Source organism: Pseudochelatococcus lubricantis (assembly GCF_042432495.1).
In the GTDB taxonomy this organism is placed as follows: Bacteria; Pseudomonadota; Alphaproteobacteria; order Rhizobiales; family Beijerinckiaceae; genus Pseudochelatococcus; species Pseudochelatococcus lubricantis.
On record NZ_JBHLXC010000005.1, the window covers coordinates 16,530 to 33,589 of the forward strand.

At 65.2% G+C, this 17,060-nt stretch carries 11 protein-coding genes; 9 read left to right on the forward strand and 2 right to left on the reverse strand.

Going from position 1 to position 17,060, the window contains the following annotated elements; translation table 11 throughout:
- Window positions 1–152 precede the first annotated feature (152 nt).
- Window positions 153–641: a type III secretion system chaperone gene (locus ACFFJ7_RS10805; protein ID WP_377592249.1), complete on the forward strand. Its 489-nt coding sequence runs from the start codon at window positions 153–155 to the stop codon at window positions 639–641.
- Window positions 642–883: 242 nt separating this feature from the next.
- Window positions 884–1,198 (forward strand): hypothetical protein, encoded by a 315-nt coding sequence (locus ACFFJ7_RS10810; RefSeq protein ID WP_377592251.1) that lies wholly within the window; start codon window positions 884–886, stop codon window positions 1,196–1,198.
- Window positions 1,199–1,420: 222 nt separating this feature from the next.
- Here ACFFJ7_RS10810 and ACFFJ7_RS10815 read toward each other — a convergent pair whose 3' ends face one another.
- Entirely contained in the window at window positions 1,421–1,621 is a 201-nt protein-coding gene (locus tag ACFFJ7_RS10815; RefSeq protein ID WP_166951748.1) for a heavy-metal-associated domain-containing protein, read from the reverse strand.
- 154 nt (window positions 1,622–1,775) lie between these two features.
- Between ACFFJ7_RS10815 and ACFFJ7_RS10820 the strand changes: the two genes are divergently transcribed.
- The 6 genes from ACFFJ7_RS10820 to ACFFJ7_RS10845 all read left to right on the forward strand — a co-directional run bounded on the left by ACFFJ7_RS10820 (window position 1,776) and on the right by ACFFJ7_RS10845 (window position 10,491).
- Window positions 1,776–4,289, forward strand: a complete 2,514-nt coding sequence (locus ACFFJ7_RS10820; RefSeq protein WP_377592254.1) for a heavy metal translocating P-type ATPase — start codon at window positions 1,776–1,778, stop codon at window positions 4,287–4,289.
- Window positions 4,286–4,720, forward strand: coding sequence for a Cu(I)-responsive transcriptional regulator (gene cueR, locus ACFFJ7_RS10825; protein WP_166951742.1), 435 nt, complete (start codon window positions 4,286–4,288; stop codon window positions 4,718–4,720). The genes ACFFJ7_RS10820 and cueR overlap by 4 nt, the downstream gene beginning before the upstream one ends.
- Window positions 4,721–4,859: 139 nt before the next feature.
- Window positions 4,860–5,480, forward strand: a complete 621-nt coding sequence (locus ACFFJ7_RS10830; RefSeq protein ID WP_166951739.1) for a TetR/AcrR family transcriptional regulator — start codon at window positions 4,860–4,862, stop codon at window positions 5,478–5,480.
- A gap of 96 nt (window positions 5,481–5,576) precedes the next feature.
- Entirely contained in the window at window positions 5,577–6,791 is a 1,215-nt protein-coding gene (locus ACFFJ7_RS10835) for an efflux RND transporter periplasmic adaptor subunit (RefSeq protein WP_166951737.1), read from the forward strand.
- 11 nt (window positions 6,792–6,802) lie between these two features.
- On the forward strand, window positions 6,803–9,958 hold the full coding sequence (locus ACFFJ7_RS10840) for a multidrug efflux RND transporter permease subunit (protein ID WP_166951734.1): 3,156 nt from the start codon (window positions 6,803–6,805) through the stop codon (window positions 9,956–9,958).
- Window positions 9,959–10,128: 170 nt separating this feature from the next.
- Entirely contained in the window at window positions 10,129–10,491 is a 363-nt protein-coding gene (locus tag ACFFJ7_RS10845) for a tRNA-binding protein (protein WP_377592258.1), read from the forward strand.
- A 33-nt stretch (window positions 10,492–10,524) separates the two neighbouring features.
- On the opposite strand, the gene ACFFJ7_RS10850 is transcribed toward ACFFJ7_RS10845, so the two are convergent.
- On the reverse strand, window positions 10,525–11,208 hold the full coding sequence (locus ACFFJ7_RS10850) for a UTRA domain-containing protein (RefSeq protein ID WP_208394178.1): 684 nt from the start codon (window positions 11,206–11,208) through the stop codon (window positions 10,525–10,527).
- Between the two features lie 298 nt (window positions 11,209–11,506).
- On the opposite strand from ACFFJ7_RS10850, the gene ACFFJ7_RS10855 reads away from it, so the two are divergent.
- On the forward strand, window positions 11,507–17,060 hold a 5,554-nt coding region (locus ACFFJ7_RS10855), incomplete at its 3' end, for a 3-keto-alpha-glucoside-1,2-lyase-like domain-containing protein (RefSeq protein ID WP_377592261.1).

Below are 17,060 nucleotides of genomic sequence, written 5' to 3' on the forward strand. Positions count from 1 at the left end.
TTCAGGAAATTATTGAATTGAACTTAATTCTGTTACTGTTTGCTTGTTTTTTGTTTTGATTTACTAGTTTTTAGGGGTCTATTTCAGATAAGCCGTTTTCTCTCTACCGTTGTCTGAAGGGGCAGGTCGATCGTAAGGTCAGGGGCGGTGCGATGAGTGAGGTGCGGGTGGCGGTTTCTCTGGATGCAGAAGCGCTTCTTTCGGGTTTTGGTGCCTATGTCGGGTTGCCGGATCTGACATTCGGGGAGCGTGGCTTTGTCGGGCTGCTGTTCGACGACCATGCGCTCAATATCTTCTATGACGGCGCGCGCGATGCGTTCATGCTCTACGGTCCCGTCGGGCAAGTGCCGCCGTCTGTTGACGACGGGTTCTTTCGGCGTCTCGCGGTGAGCGCGCATTCCTCCGCGTTCGGCGGCGAGGGCGCGCTGACCTTTGACGAGGTGCACGGGCAGGTCATCTGGTCGGATCGCGTCCCTCTGTCGGGCCTGACGCAGGAGCGGTTTCAGGAAGCGCTGAAGGCTGCCGTCGACCGGATCGAATGGTTGAAAAGGTCGCCGTTCGATGTTCTGTTGCGCGGCGAGGGAACATCGGGGTCGCCGGTGAGCGACTTTTCGAAATCCGAGGGTGCCATGCGCATCTGAATAGATCGTTTGACTACAATGGTCTTCTGCTATAGATAAGAAATATATGGAGATTTTATCTTTTTGTAGCGGAAGATGTGCCATCGCGGATTTCAACGGTGGCTGTATTTTCCGCTCATGTAATTGTTTTTTCGGATTTCGCTGATGGGTAAATATGGTGCAATCCGTCGTTTTTGCTGCATGTTTTGTTTTTTGCTTTCTGTACGCAAGGCAAACGCGGAAGTAAGAGGTGGGTATTTCATGTGAGTTGGTTTTATGATGTTTTAATAATTAAAAAGTTGTCATTAGAGTTCTTTGCCAGTCAAGGGCGTTATTATCCGGTATTGGAAAAGTGGAGATATTGCCAGATGTCGAGCATTGATATGGGCATAACACGGACGCTTATTTCTGTTTCTTCTCCCGCTGCTACTGAAACGCGGGGCACGGCATCCGGGCAAGTGGGGCGCGCTTTCGGCCGCAGCGTGAGGGTCAATGACGCTGCCCAGTTTCCGCCGCAGGCGCAGTCGGGTATCAGTCTCTCATCCGCATCCCGCATGGCTCCGGACAAGGCTGTCTGAAGGACGCGCGGTTATCGGCTATCTGGCGTCCGGTGACGCACGCTGTTCCCGGGGACGTTGAACCGATAAGTGAATGCCGCTTTCGGGAAAGGGTTTTGTACAATCAAACGGATGGCGCAGCCGCGAAACTTCGTTTCCTGCTCGCCGCTCCGATCCGTTTGTTCAAGCCATCTGGTTTCAGGCTGCCGCACCGGCGGGGTATGCGTTCTCTCTCGCGCGTTGTTACACGGCCGGCGCGTTGTCGTATCCGGCGGCCTTGACGGCCCGCGACACTGCCTGCGGGTCGACTGTCGTCTCGATGGCGACCGTCTTGGCCGCGAGGTCGGCCGTCACTTTCGCCTGCGGGTCGATGCTCTTCACCGCTTTTTCGATCGTCGCGGCGCAGCCCTCGCAGTTCATTTTCGGCACTTTCAACGTCGGCATCCTCAATCTCCTTCATTCGAATCGCCATAGACAGCATCCACCTTCCCATGATGGCAAGGTCAACATGGATTCGAGCAGGAGCCGCGCTTGACCTTGCCATCATGGGAAGGTCTATTGAAGCGAACGATGTTTCCGTCGTTCGAGGTGCGTTATCATGTCCCAGTCCGTATCCCGCCCCGCCGGCTCCGATGCCCGCTCCGTGCCCGCGCGTCGCGAACCGCTGCAACTGGCGATCGAAGGGATGAGCTGCGCGTCGTGCGTGTCGCGGGTGGAGAATGCGATCAGGTCGGCGCCGGGCGTTGCCGGTGCGAGTGCCAGCTTGGCGACGGAGCGGGCCACCGTCGCGTTTTCCGGCGCGCCCGACGTGCCGGCCATCATCGGCGCGGTGCAGGCGGCGGGCTATGACGTGCGGCGCGAGACGCTGGAGTTCTCCATCGCCGGCATGAGTTGCGCGTCGTGCGTGCTGCGCGTTGAGAGCGCTATCAGGGACGTGCCGGGCGTGATCGCGGCTTCCGTGAATCTTGCCACCGAACGCGCCAGCGTTACCGTTGCCGTGGGTGCCGTCGCGCCCGGCGCCATCGAGGCGGCGATCCGCCGCGCCGGCTATGAGGCCCATATCCACGCCGCCGAGGACAGCACCGACCGCGAACGTGCGGCGCGCGCCGCCGAGATCGCGGCGCTCGGGCGCGATGTGGCTCTCGCCGCCGCGCTCACCCTGCCGGTGTTCGTGGCGGAGATGGGCGGCCATCTCGTTCCGGCTTTCCACCACTGGATCGCAGGCATGCTCGGGCCGTGGAACTGGTACAGCCAGTTCGTCCTGACGACGCTGGTGCTGTTCGGCCCAGGCCGGCGCTTTTTCGTCAAGGGCGTCCCGGCGCTGCTGCGGGGCGCGCCCGATATGAACGCGCTCGTTGCCGTGGGCACGGCTTCGGCGTGGGCATTTTCGGTTGTCGCGACTTTCCTGCCCGGCCTGCTGCCGACAGGCACCGTTCATGTCTATTATGAAGCAGCGGCAGTGATCGTTACGCTGATCCTGATCGGCCGCTATCTGGAGGCGCGCGCCAGGGGCCGCACCAGCGAGGCTATCCGCCGGCTCGTCGGCCTGCAGCCGAAGACGGCGCACGTGTTGCGCGGCGGGGCTGCCGTGGAGGTCGCCATCGGCGACGTCATGCCCGGCGATGTCGTTGTGGTGCGGCCCGGCGAGCGGGTCGCGGTCGACGGCGAGGTGGTCGAGGGGGCGTCCTTTGTCGATGAATCGATGATTACCGGTGAGCCGGTGCCGGTCGAGAAGGGCGTCGGCGCCGCCGTGGTGGGGGGCACTGTCAACCGCACCGGCAGCTTCTCTTTCCGCGCGACGCGGGTGGGGGCGGAGACCGTCCTCGCCCAGATCATCCGCCTTGTGGAGACGGCGCAGGGCGCCAAGCTGCCGGTGCAGGCGCTGGTGGACCGGATCACCGCCTGGTTCGTGCCGGCCGTGTTTGTGGCGGCGGCGCTCACCTTCGCGGTGTGGCTCATCTTCGGCCCCGCGCCATCGCTCACGTTCGCGCTGGTCAACGCGGTGGCCGTGCTGATTATCGCCTGCCCCTGCGCCATGGGGCTCGCAACGCCGACCTCCATCATGGTCGGCACGGGAAGGGCGGCGGAACTCGGCGTGCTGTTCCGCAAGGGGGAGGCCCTGCAGCGGCTGCGCGAGGCGTCGGTGATCGCCGTCGACAAGACCGGCACGCTCACGGCCGGCCAGCCGGAACTGACCGATTTCGCGGTGCGGGATGGTTTCGCCGAAGACACGGTACTGGCGCTCGTCGCCGCTGTCGAGGCCCGCTCCGAACATCCCATCGCGCAGGCGATCGTCGCGGCGGCGGCGGCGCGCGGGCTGGCGGCGGTGACGCTGGACACTTTCGAGGCCGTCCCGGGCTATGGCGTCACCGGCACGGCGCGCGGCGCGCGGGTGGATGTCGGCGCGGACCGTTTCATGCAGAAACTCGGCATCGATCCCACTCCCTTCGCCGACGAGGCGGTCCGGCTCGGCGGGGAGGGCAAGACGCCGCTCTACGCCGCCGTCGACGGGCGTCTCGCCGCCGTCGTCGCGGTCGCCGATCCGCTCAGGCCGACGACGCTGCCCGCCATCCGGGCGTTGCACGACATGGGGCTGAAGGTCGCCATGGTCACCGGCGACAACCGCCGTACAGCCGAGGCCATCGCCAGGCGCCTCGGCATCGACACCGTGGAGGCGGAGGTGTTGCCGGAGGGCAAGGTCGATGTCGTCCGCCGCCTGTCCGCGCAGGGTGCACGGCTCGCCTTCGTGGGCGACGGCATCAATGATGCGCCGGCGCTGGCGGCGGCGGACGTCGGCATCGCCGTGGGGACGGGCACGGACGTCGCCATCGAAAGCGCGGACGTTGTGCTGATGTCGGGCGATCTGCGCGGCGTGGTCAACGCCATCGCGCTATCACGGGCGACGATGCGCAACATCGGCCAGAACCTGTTCTGGGCCTTTGCCTACAATGCCGCGCTTATTCCAGTGGCGGCGGGCGTGCTCTATCCGGTCAACGGCACGCTGTTGTCGCCGATGCTGGCGGCAGGGGCGATGGCGCTGTCCAGCGTGTTCGTGCTCACCAACGCGCTGCGTCTGCGCCGCTTCCGTGGGCCGATGGAGATGGCGGCATGAACATCGGCGAGGCGGCGCGGGCGTCCGGCGTATCGGCCAAGATGATCCGCTACTACGAGTCCATCGGCCTGATCGGCAGCGCCGTGCGCACGCAGGCGGGCTATCGCGTGTATGAGGAGGCGGACGTCCACACGTTGCGCTTCGTCCGTCGCGCGCGCGACCTCGGCTTCTCCGTGCCGCAGATCGAGACGCTGCTCGCCCTGTGGCGGGATCGCTCGCGCGCCAGCGCGGACGTCAAGCAGGTGGCGCTCGCCCACATCGCCGAACTGGAGGCGCGCATGCGGCAACTGAAGCAGATGGCCGATACCCTGCGTCATCTGGCCGACAATTGCTGTGGCGACGGCCGCCCGCATTGCCCGATCATCGAGGAATTGTCGGAGGGCGCGGAGGCCGCGTCCAGCCGGTCCCCACATGCCTCCGCGCGCCGGTGAGGCGCTGCCGCGCGTCGCGCCGCAACGGTTTCACGGCGCCCCGGCATGTGTCCGCGCGCACGCTCCTGGCCGGTAGCGCGCTTGACTCATGCTTGCGCTGCAATAATAACCAACCGGTTGGAAATTAATGTGGACATGAATGGCCCGGCACAGGACAATCACGCGCGACCAGGTGCTCGACGCCGCGCGGGCCGTTGTCTTGCGCGACGGAGCGGGCCGGTTGACGCTTGAGGCGGTGGCGCGGCAGGCGGGCATCAGCAAGGCCAGCGTGCTCTACGATTTCAAGACGAAGCAGCAGCTTGTCGGCGCGCTGATCACCCGCGGCGTCGACAACCATTGCCGCAAGATCGAGGACCTGCGGGAGCGGCTGGGCTCCGCGTCGTCCGACTCGTGCATCCGCGCCCGGATCGAGGCAGTGCGGAACCTGTCGGAGGAGGACCGCGCCGTGGCGACCGGCCTGTGTGCCGCGATGGCGCAGGATATCACGCTGCGCAAGCCCGTGCAGGCGCTTTACGCCTCCATCGTCGCGAGCCTGTGCGAGACGTCGGCGAGCCCGCGCGGCGCGCTGCTCGCCTTTCTGGCGACCGAGGGGCTGGCGCAGCTCGAACTGTTCGGCTTCCAGCCGTGGCAGGGCGAGGAGTGGGACCGGTTGCTGGCCGACATCGGCTGGCTGTCAACGCAGGTGCCGGGAGGTGCTGCGCTGCACCATTCACCCGAATCATCGCCAAAAGGTGTCCCCGGCGACAAGGATGACGGCTAGTCGCGTCCCGCGTTTTGTGGCACTACGGCGCGTCAGGCCGCCGGCTCGATCGTTTTTCGGCTTTGCGACATTCAGGATTAACGGCAGGAATAGTGAATGCAGATTTCATCCTCTCTACGTGCCCTTTTTGTCGGGATGTCCCTGCTGGCGACCCTGGGGGTTGCCGCCTGCTCTGACGAAAGCAACGGGCAGTCGGCCGGTGGCCGGCCGGCGATGCCGCCCTCGCAGGTCAGCGTGGTGACGGTGCAGGCCGAGGCCATTCCGATTACCAACGAACTGCCGGGCCGGATCACGCCGACCCGCATCGCCGAGGTGCGCCCGCGCGTCTCCGGCATCGTCATCGAGCGCGTGTTCACGCAAGGCAGCAACGTGAAGGAAGGGGATGTGCTCTACCGCATCGATCCGCAGCCCTTCCGCCTGCAGGTGGAGAGCGCGAAGGCGACGATGGCACGCGCCGAGGCGTCCCAGTTGCAGGCCCGCCAGCAGGCGGACCGTGCCAAGGAACTGCAGGCGCGCAACGTCGCGAGCCAGCAGACGCTGGACAACAGCGTCGCGGCGCTGGCGCAGTCGAACGCGGATGTTGCCGCCGCCAAGGCCGCGCTTTCCACGGCCGAACTCAATCTGCAGTACGCGAACGTGACGGCGCCGATCAGCGGCCGCATCGGCCGCGCGCTGATCACGGAAGGGGCGCTCGTCGGCACGGGTGTGGGTGATGTGCTGGCCACCATTCAGCAGCTCGACCCGATCTATGCGGATTTCACGCAGTCCGTGAACGAGCTGCTGGATCTGCGCCGGGCCGCGCAGGCGGGCAGAATCGTCGGCGCGAACGAAACCGAGGCGCCCGTGCGGCTGCTCTACGACGACGGCACGCCCTACCGGCACATTGGCCGGCTGCTGTTCTCGGAGGCGACCGTCGACGCCACCACGGGCCAGGTGACGATGCGCGGCCAGTTCCCCAATCCGGACGGCGAACTGCTGCCGGGCATGTACGTGCGCATCCAGATCGAGCAGGGCGTGGAGCAGGATGCCATCGCCGTGCCGCAGCAGGCTCTGCAACGCGACACGGGCGGCCAGGCGCTGGTCTACGTGGTCGGCGCGAACAACGTCGTCGAGGTGCGCCCCGTCCGCGCCGGGCGCATCGTCGGCGAGCGCTGGGTGATCTCGGAAGGCCTGAAGCCGGGAGAAAAGGTCGTCGTCGAGGGCTTCCAGAAAATCCGTCCCGGCGCACCGGTCGCGCCGCAGGACTGGAAGCCGGGCGGTGCAACCGCAGCGGCGGCGGGCGCCCCTGCGGCCGCGAAGAGCGGCGAGTAAGGAGCGTCCCCATGCCGAGTTTCTTTATCGATCGCCCGGTCTTCGCCTGGGTCGTGGCGATCTTCCTCATCCTCGCCGGCGCCATCAGCATCCCGCTGCTGCCGGTGGCCCAGTATCCCAACGTCGCGCCGCCGCAAATCTCGGTGACGACGGCGTATCCGGGCGCTTCCCCGAACGAGATCTACCAGAGCGTCACGCGGCTGATCGAGGAAGAGCTGAACGGTGTCCGGGGGCTTCTCTATTTCGAGTCGACCTCGGACAGTAACGGCAGCGTCGAGATCACCGCGACGTTCGCGCCGGGCACGGACGTGAACTTCGCCTCTACCGAGGTGCAGAACAGGGTGCGCCGCGTGGAGCCGCGACTGCCGCAGGCCGTCTCGCAGCAGGGCATCAACGTGGAAGAGGCGGGCGCCGGCTTCCTGCTGGTGATCACGCTGACCTCCACCGACGGCACGACGGACGCCATCGGATTGGGCGACTTCCTCACCCGCAATGTGCTGAGCGAGATCCGCCGCGTGCCGGGCGTCGGCAAGGCGCAGCTCTTCGCCGCCGAGCGGGCAATGCGCATCTGGATCGATCCCGAGAAGATGATCGGGCTCAAGCTCACGACGGGCGACATCACCACCGCCATCCAGGCGCAGAACGCGCAGGTGGCGGCGGGCCGCATCGGCGCGCAGCCCAATCCCATCGACCAGACGATCTCCGCTACAGTGCTGGTGAGCGGGCAGCTCACCTCGCCGGACGAGTTCGGCGCCATCGTGCTGCGCGCCAATCCGGATGGTTCCTCCGTGCGCCTGCGCGACGTGGCGCGCGTCGAGGTGGGCGGCGAGGACTACAACGTGACCTCGCGCCTGAACGGCAAGCCGAGCGCCGCCATCGGCGTGCAGCTCACGTCGACCGCGAACGCGCTCGCCACGTCCGAGGCGATCCACGCGCGCATGACGGAGCTGGCGCAGTTCTTTCCCGCCAATCTCAAGTGGGACATTCCCTACGATACGGCGCCCTTCGTCGCTGTCTCCATCGAGAAGGTGTTCCACACGCTGCTTGAAGCGGTGGCGCTCGTATTCGTGGTGATGTTCCTGTTCCTGCAGAATTTCCGCTACACCGTCATTCCGATCATCGTCGTGCCGATCGCGCTGCTCGGCACCTGCGCGGTCATGCTGGTCACGGGCTTCTCCATCAACGTGCTGACCATGTTCGCCATGGTGCTCGCGATCGGCATCCTTGTCGACGACGCCATCGTCGTGGTGGAGAACGTCGAGCGCATCATGTCCGAGGAAGGGCTGCCGCCGCGCGAGGCGACTCGCAAGGCCATGCGGCAGATCACCGGCGCCATCATCGGCATCACGCTGGTGCTGACGGCGGTGTTCGTGCCGATGGCCTTCTTCCCCGGCGCGGTCGGCGTCATCTACCGCCAGTTCAGCCTGACGATGGTGGTGTCGATCCTGTTCTCGGCGCTGCTGGCGCTGTCGCTGACGCCGGCGCTGTGCGCGAGCTTCCTGAAGCAGGTGCCGAAGGGACACCATGACGAGAAGCGGGGCTTCTTCGGCTGGTTCAACCGCACCTTCGACCGCATCACCCATGGCTATTCGGGGATCGTCGGCTTCCTGGTGCGCCGTGTCCTGCGGGTCATGATCGTCTACATGATCCTGATCGCCGGCCTCGGCTATCTGTTTCTCAAGCTGCCGTCAGCGTTTCTTCCCAACGAGGACCAGGGCTACATCATCGTCAGCATGCAGGGGCCGCCGGAGGCGACAAGCAACCGCATGCGCGAGGTTATCCAGACCGTCGAGAGCATCTTCGCCAAGGAGGAGGCTGTCGAGAATCTCGTTATGATCAACGGCTTCAGCTTCGACGGCGCCGGTCAGAATGCCGCGCTCGCCTTCGCGACGCTGAAGGACTGGTCGGAGCGCGGGCCGGGCAATTCGGCGGCGGAGATCGCGATGCGGGCGAACATGCAGATGTTCGGCCTGCGCGATGCGGTCGCGTTCGCTCTTTCCCCGCCGCCCATCCAGGGCCTCGGCACGACCAGCGGCTTCTCGTTCCGCCTGCAGGATCGCGGCGGCCTGGGACAGGAAGCGCTCGCCGCCGCGCGCGACCAGATTATGGCCGCTGCCGCACAGAGCCCCGTTGTCACCGGCCTGCGCGTCGAAGGCCTGCCGGACGCGGCACAGCTCAGCGTCACCATCGACCGCGAGAAGGCGAACACGTTCGGTGTGACCTTTGCGGAGATCAACCACGCCATTTCGACCAGCCTCGGCTCCTCCTACATCAATGACTTCCCCAATGTGGGCCGCATGCAGCGCGTGACGGTGCAGGCGGACCAGAACAGGCGCAAGCAGCTTTCGGACCTGATGAACATCAACGTCCGCAACGTCAACGGCGGCATGGTGCCTCTGTCTTCCTTCGTTTCGGCAGAGTGGAGGAAGGGGCCGGCGATGGTGGTCGGCTATAACGGCTATCCCGCCATCCGCATCTCGGGCGAGGCGGCGCCGGGCTTCTCGTCGGGCGATGCCATCGCCGAGATGCAGCGGCTCGCCGGACAGTTGCCGGACGGTTTCGGCTACGAGTGGACGGGACAGTCGCTGCAGGAAATCCAGTCCGGCTCGCAGGTGCCATTCCTGCTGGCGCTGAGCTGCCTTGTGGTGTTCCTGTTCCTCGCGGCGCTCTACGAGAGCTGGTCGATCCCGTTCGCGGTGATGATGGTGGTGCCGCTCGGCGTCATCGGTTCGGTGACGGCGGTGCTGCTGCGCGATATGCCCAACGACGTTTACTTCAAGGTGGGCCTGATCGCCATCATCGGCCTCTCGGCGAAGAACGCCATCCTGATCGTGGAGTTCGCCAAGGACCTCTACGCGGAGGGCAAGTCGCTGGTCGACTCGACACTGGAGGCGGCGCATCTGCGCTTCCGCCCGATCATCATGACCTCGGTGGCGTTCACGCTCGGCGTGCTGCCGCTGGCCATCGCCTCGGGCGCCAGCGCCGGCAGCCAGCAGGCGATCGGCACCGGCGTGATGGGCGGCATGATCTCCGCGACGGTGCTGGCCATTTTCTTCGTGCCGGTATTCTTCGTCGGCGTCATGCGCCTGTTCGGCGGCAGCAAACCGGGGCCGGTGTCCGCGGGCGACGACGGGCAAAGCCAGCCAGCGCCTACCCACGCCGAGTGACTCCACGCCGAGCGGCCCCATGCCGAGCGACGCGCGACGGATGACATGATTGCAAGAGCCCGGAAGCCCCCGCTTCCGGGCTCTTTGTCGTGAAGCCCGCTTTTGGCCTTGTGAGGCGATTTTCGCGGGTTTTATAATTCGTTACGGGGAATCAGAACGGGAGAATACGGATGTCGGAAACGGCTGGAACGCCGGCACAGAAGGCCGAGGTGACATACGACGATTTCGCCAGGCTTGATATTCGCGTCGGGCGCATTGTTGAGGTGCAGCCGTTTCCGCGTGCCCGCAACCCCTCCTACAAGGTTGCGGTCGATCTCGGCGATCTCGGCATCCGCTGGTCGAGCGCGCAGATAACCAGCTACGCCAGCGATGCACTCGTCGGGACGCAGGTTGTCTGCATCGCCAATTTCCCGCCGCGCAACATCGCCGGCTTCCAGTCGCAGGTGTTGATTCTCGGCGCGCAGGACGCGGCCGGCAACGTCATCCTGCTGAGCCCCCGCTCGGAAGTCGCGCTGGGACAGGTGGTCTTTTGAGGCGGCCACCCGCCCGGACCGGCTCCGGGCGCCTCATTTCGGCGGCTTCACGTGTACCAGCAGCGCGTCATGGCGCCAGAACTCCAGATCGCAGTCGATGGTGCGGCCGGACTGATCGTAATTGATGCGCGCGATGTGCAGGGCAGGGCTTCCCTCGGAGGCGTGAAGCCGTTCCGCCATGTCCCCTGTCAGGGTGCGGGAGCTGATGTATGACTGCGACCCGCCGAGGTGCACATCGTATCTGGACATGTATATTTCCGTCAGCGACTGCGTAAGATCCTCGTCGAGAATGCCGTTGAAGATGTCGTTCCGCAGGTAATGCTCGACATAGAGGACGGGGCGGCTGTCGAGAAACCTGACCCTGCGTATGAGGATGAGCGGCGCGCCCGCGTCGAGGCCGATGAGCGTGGCGACGGAGGCGGGCGCCGGCTGCAGCGCGCCTTCGATGAGTTCCGTGCGCGGCCCGCGCCCCTGGCTGCGGGCCATCTCGTCGAAATAACTCCTGCTCAGCGGATTGTAGACGATTCGCTCCGGCGAGATGAACCAGCCACGCCGGGTCTCGCGATAGATGATGCCCTCCGCCTCCAGCCGCGTCAGCGCCTCCCGCAGTGTGATGCGGGTCGTATGCAGGCTGTCCGCCAGCTGCCGCTCCGACGGAAGGCGCACCTCGCCCGACGCCTTCATCGTGTCGATGTACCGCAGCAGTCTGCCCCTCATGGAATTATCGTCCACGTAACCCCCTTCCGGCCGTCGGACCGCGTTTCCGGCCCGCGGCGCCCATCGACGTCCCCGCTCAAGCTTGTCTGTCACCCATAGTCCCGAGGTGCCCGATGCCGGTCAAGGTGTCTCTCGGCCCGGCCCCCGGCGGCCGGATGCGAACGAATACAGAAGACGCAGAACCGAAGACAAATGGTCATGCCGGTGTCACGCAATTTCGATAGGTATGCGCAATCTGGTATAGACCAGCCGGCGCTGACGCCCGGCCGTTCTGACGTACTCTCGATGGAGTGAGGAAATGGCGAGCAACAAGGTACCGGATCTGCTGATCCGCGAAAACGAGGTCAAGCAACTCAATCTGTCCACTTATTTCGGCGCGGGCGCAACCGGCTTCACCGTCACCAACGAAAAGGGCGAGGCTGTCGCGGCGCGCGTCGAGAACGGGCTTCTGGTGCTCGACGCGCAGGAGCTGGGTTATTCCGATCTGGTGATCTCGGGCAAGGACGCCGGCGGCGCCACCATCACCGAAAACGTGCGCGTGCGCGTCGCGGGCGAGAACGCCTACACGATCGCCGTGCTGCCCGACACGCAGGACTACACGAACGCCGGCCGCGTCAGCACCTTCAAGGGCATGACGCAGTGGCTGGTCGACAACAAGGAAAGCCTGAACATCCAGTTCGTCACCCACGTCGGCGACATCACCACCGAGAACGGCACGGACCACTGGACCTACGCCAAGCAGGCGCTCAGCATCCTTGACGGCAAGATTCCCTACGGCCTGACGCTCGGCAACCATGACGGCGTTTCGGGCAGCTACTACAGCAGCCGCATCAACGACTACTTCTCCATCGATCAGCTCAAGGCGGCGAACGGCGAGCACTTCGGCGGTGTCTACGACCAGCAGCCGACGCTCTCCAACAACTCCTACTCCACTTTCACCGCGCCTGACGGCACGAAGTGGCTCGTCCTCAACCTGGAGTTCGGTGCCCGCGAGGACGTGGTGCGCTGGGCCGGCGAGGTCATCGAAGGCCATCTCGACCACCGCGTCATCCTCACCACCCACTCCTACATGAACTGGGCCGGGCGTCACGACGCCACCGGCGCGCCGCTCTATGACGAAGGCACCGGCTACGATTACGGGCTGGGTAACTCGGCGGAACGCGCGACCGACGGCGAGATGATGTATCGTGAACTCGTCCAGAAGTATTCGAACGTCACGTTCACCTTCTCCGGTCATATCTTCGGTGACGGCGCCGAGACGCTGGTCAGCTACGACCAGTTCGGCAATCCCGTCTACCAGATGATGGTGAACTACCAGAACGGCGTTTCCTCCGAGATCACCGGCAACGCCGGCGGGGGCTCGGGCAGCGCGGGTGGCAACGGCGCCATCCGCCTCGTCACCATCGACCCCGAGAACGATGCGTTCTACACGTCGACCTACTTCTCCCTGCTCGACGACTACAGCGCCGACAACCGCACCAAGGAAGAACTGGACCGCAACGGCCTGACCGGCCCCTATCGCGGACAGGAAGAAACCTACACCGGTATCGATCTCGGCACGCCGAACACCGTCGCCATCGCGAAGGCCGGCAACGACAAGTTCGTCAGCGCCGCGAACGGCGCCGACAAGGCCGAGGTGACGCTCGACGGCGACTGGACGCTGAACCCCTCCAACGACCAGCACCTCACCTACGTGTGGACGGACCGGCAGGGCAATGTCGTCGCCACCGAGGCGACGCCGACGCTGTCGCTGGGCGCTGGCCAGCACCGCCTGACGCTGACCGTGACCGATGGCGATGGCCGCGCTTCCGCGGATGAGGTGCTCGTCGTCGTCAGCACCGACGACACGCTGCTGGTGGACAACTTCAACGACGGCAACGCCAACGGCTGGGGACGTGAGGGGCCTGCCATCGCGGTCGCCACCGGCACCACCTCTTCCTTCAAGCTCCCTGCCCTGCCGGGCGGGAACACGCAGCCGCAGCCCCCGGCGGATACGGAGGACGCGCCCGTCACCTACATTCCGAAGGTCAGCGGCACGACGAACGGCATTCCGCTGAAGATCGAGAACGGCGGCACGGTCAAGTCCTACTCGCTCGTTTACGACATCCTCGTGCCCGCGGCGACGGCCGGCGGCTATACCGCGCTGCTGCAGACCTCCGCCGGCGGCAATGCCGACGCGGAACTGTTCATCAGGAAGTCCGGAACGGTCGGTGGCATCGGCACCAATGGGGACTATGAAGGCACCTTCAGCTACGATACGTGGCACCGTGTCGCCTTCACTTTCACCGATCAGGGCAGCAGCACGCTGATCAAGAAGTATATCGACGGCGTCTATGTCGGGGACACGGTGCAGTCCGGCGGCAACTACGCGCGCTATACGCTCGATCTCAACAACGGCTTCTATCTCTTCGCCGATAACGACGGCGAGACGTCGCCGCTCTATGCGTCGAGCGTCCTGTTCACCGACAAGGTCTTTACGGACGCGGAAATCGAGGCGCTGGGCGGCGTGACGGCTGGCGGCATCGTCGATACGCTGCCGGCAGGAAAGTCGGTCCAGCTCGACTTCTCGACGAACGCCATCGCGACGGCGTTCGGGCAGGGCTCCTCGGTCAAGAAGGCGTCCGAGTTCACCATCCCCGAGCTGCCCGCCGGGCAGGGGGAACCCGGTCCGGAGCTTCCCGGAACGGATGCGGCGGTCTCCTTCATCCCCAAGCTCTCGCAGGGCCAGGGCGTGCTGGTGAAGCCCGCGCAGGCGCTGCCGGAAGGCACGGTGGTAACGTCGTACTCCCTCGTCTATGACCTGCTCATTCCGTCGGGCGGCTCGTGGTTCTCCTTCCTCCAGACCGACGTCACGAACGGAAGCGACGCGGAGCTGTTCCTGAAATTCGGCTCCGGCATCGGCATCAACGGCGACTACGAAGGCGGCTTCACGTTCAACGAATGGCATCGCGTTGCCTTTACCATCGAGAACGAGGGCAGCCAGACGCGCATCAAGAAGTACATCGACGGCAACTATGTCGGCGATACGGTGCAGTCCGGTGGCAACCACGGCCGCTACGCCATCGATCTCAGCAAGGGCCTGCTGCTCTTTGCCGACGAGAACGGCGAGACGGCCAACGCCTACGTGTCGAGCGTCCTGATGACGGACAAGATCTTCACGGCGGGCGAAATCGGCGCTCTGGGCGGCGCGAAGGCCGGCGGCATCGTCAGCGCGAAGCCTTCCGACTTCTCCATCCAGATCGACTTCAGCACACCAGCCTGGAACGACGATTTCGGCAACGGCATCGCGACGGCCACCACCATCGGCTCGAACGCCGGCAACTTCCGCGTCAAGGGTAGCGTGGCTTCCCGTGCGGATGCGGCTGACGGCCAGGCCGCGCCCGAAGGCCGCCTCTTCGAACAGTCCGACAGCGCCGACAACATCATCGTCTGGAACGACGCGGCCGCGAAGGGCTGGAAGAACTACGTCTTCGAGTCGACCCTGCAGACCACGGACAACGACGGCATCGGCGTCGTGTTCTACTACACGGACGCCAAGAATCATTACCGTGTCGTGTTCGACGCGGAAACGAACAGTCGCTCGCTCGTCAAGGTGAAGGACGGTGTCGAGACCGTGCTGGCCAGCGAACACGGCGGCACGCCGTGGACGCGGGATTTCCAGGTCAAGGTCGCCGTCACCGGCAATGAAATCCGCGTGTTCCTGGACGATCGGGACTTGTTCGGCGTCGTGAAGGACAGCGCCCCGTTCACCGGTGGCACCGTCGGCTTCTTCTCCGACAACCAGCGCAGCTCGCAGTTCGACAACGTCACCGTCAACGCGGTCACGCTCACGGCCCACGCCGGTGACGACGCCCGCGCCTTTGACGCTGACGGCAACGGCAAGGAATGGGTCTCGCTCTCCGCCAAGGGTGCCTACGGTCTCAGCGACATCGTCAGCTATCTGTGGACGAACGAGAAGGGTGAGATCGTCGCCGGCGGCGAGACGGCTGCCGTGGAGCTTGCCACCGGCCAGCACAAGCTCACGCTGACGGTGCAGGATCGCGCGGGCAACTCGTCGACGGACACCGTCAAGGTCGATGTCGTCGGTGGCGACAGGCTGCTGCTCGCCGAGGACTTCTCCACGCAGAACGCGACGACCGCGTGGACCATCGTCGACGAGGGCGAGTTCGGCGGCGTGGGCCTGGATGGCAAGTCCTCGCAGTGGGAGCTGCGCGACGGCGCATTCGTCCAGCTCAGCAACCTCTCCAGCCGGCAGCTCACCTGGAACGGCGCGAGCAACGGCGATCCGTGGAAGAAGGGCTGGAGCCCCCACGGCGACGGCGTCAACGTGCTGCGCAAGGGCACCTACGCGCTCTATAACGACGCGGACGCGAAGGAATGGAGCGATTACGCTGTCCAGGCCACCATCAAGTCACCGGACAACGGTGCGCTCGGCCTGCTCGTCTACTATCAGGACGCGAACAACTACTACAAGGTCGAGCTTGATGCCAACGGCGACTACGACCGCTCGCCCTCGAATGGCGCCGGCAGCCTGTTCCAGCTCATTCAGGTGAAGGACGGCGTCGAGAAGTACCTCAATCAGTTCCCGGCCAAGTATACGCCGAATGAGGCCTTCACCCTGCGCGTCGAAGTGCTCGACAACAAAATCCAGGCCTATGTCAACGGCGACGCGCTCTTCGCCTATGCCATCGAGGATCGCGCCCAGACCAAGGGCACCATCGGCCTGTTCTCTTGGGACAGCGCGGGTGTGAGCTTCGACGACATCCGCGTCGAGAAGCTGGAGGGCCAGGCGCCCGCCGACACGACGCCGCCGACGATTGCCGGCATCCGCGCTCTCACCGATGACGTGGGTGCGGACACGGTGGTGTTCGAGGTCACCTTCGACGAGGCCGTGAAGGACGTCGACGCGGCCGACTTCGCGCTCATCGCCACCGGCCTCAAGGACGGCTACGCCATCGACAAGGTCGAGGGCGAGGGCAGCACCTGGACCGTCACCGTCACCGGCGTCGTCGGCCGCGGTTCGCTCGCGCTCGCTCTTGCGCAGGACGTCGCCATCACCGACGCCGCCGGCAACGCCCTTGCCTGGTCGGACGTCTCGGCCGCGCATCAGGTCCTGTCGCCTTACGAGATCGTCAAGAACCAGTTCGGCGGCAACGACATCTACCTCTACGATGCCGACTCGCTGGTTGCCGACCTCGGCACGAACGCCATCGACCGCGTGTTCTACGACGGCGAGAAGGCCACCGTCGTCCTGCCCGACAACATCGAGCAGGGCACCCTCCTCGACGCCGCGAAGGACAGCAACCTCTTCGGCGGTGCGGGCGACAACACGCTCACCGGCAATGCCTTCGACAACGTCATCCGGGGTGGCGCCGGCCGTGACGTCATGACCGGCGGCAAGGGCGCCGACACCTTCCTGTTCGATGCCGCCGACCAGTCCGGCGCGCGCCAGATCGACCTCGTCACCGACTTCAACATCGGCGAAGGCGACAAGCTGGCGTTCGACGGCCTCGGCGTGCATCAGCAGGCGAGCGGCCGCGGCACCTCGCAGGCGTTCACCAACGGCGTGCTGACCAACACGATCTCGAACATGCTGAGTTCGCTGACCAACGACGTGGCGCTGGCGACGACCTACGTGGCGAGCGTGATGGGCCAGAACAGCGTGGCGGCGTTCCGCTTCGACGACAACTGGTATGTCGTGCAGACGGGCGACCGCACGGGCAACATCAACGGGCTGAGCAACGCGCTGACGATGCTGAACCCCACGGGCCTGCGCACGGTGAGCAACATGGCGGAAGGCAACCTGTCGATCGAGAACGTGGTCGAACTCGACCTGGTGGGCACGACCGCGA

What these genes read in the sequence shown, in the direction of transcription:
- ACFFJ7_RS10805 (WP_377592249.1), top strand. Translation starts at nt 153, where the DNA reads ATGAGTGAGGTGCGGGTGGCGGTTTCTCTGGATGCAGAAGCGCTTCTT.
- ACFFJ7_RS10815 (WP_166951748.1), bottom strand. Translation starts at nt 1,621, where the DNA reads ATGCCGACGTTGAAAGTGCCGAAAATGAACTGCGAGGGCTGCGCCGCG.
- ACFFJ7_RS10820 (WP_377592254.1), top strand. Translation starts at nt 1,776, where the DNA reads ATGTCCCAGTCCGTATCCCGCCCCGCCGGCTCCGATGCCCGCTCCGTG.
- cueR (WP_166951742.1), top strand. Translation starts at nt 4,286, where the DNA reads ATGAACATCGGCGAGGCGGCGCGGGCGTCCGGCGTATCGGCCAAGATG.
- ACFFJ7_RS10830 (WP_166951739.1), top strand. Translation starts at nt 4,860, where the DNA reads ATGGCCCGGCACAGGACAATCACGCGCGACCAGGTGCTCGACGCCGCG.
- ACFFJ7_RS10835 (WP_166951737.1), top strand. Translation starts at nt 5,577, where the DNA reads ATGCAGATTTCATCCTCTCTACGTGCCCTTTTTGTCGGGATGTCCCTG.
- ACFFJ7_RS10840 (WP_166951734.1), top strand. Translation starts at nt 6,803, where the DNA reads ATGCCGAGTTTCTTTATCGATCGCCCGGTCTTCGCCTGGGTCGTGGCG.
- ACFFJ7_RS10845 (WP_377592258.1), top strand. Translation starts at nt 10,129, where the DNA reads ATGTCGGAAACGGCTGGAACGCCGGCACAGAAGGCCGAGGTGACATAC.
- ACFFJ7_RS10850 (WP_208394178.1), bottom strand. Translation starts at nt 11,208, where the DNA reads ATGAGGGGCAGACTGCTGCGGTACATCGACACGATGAAGGCGTCGGGC.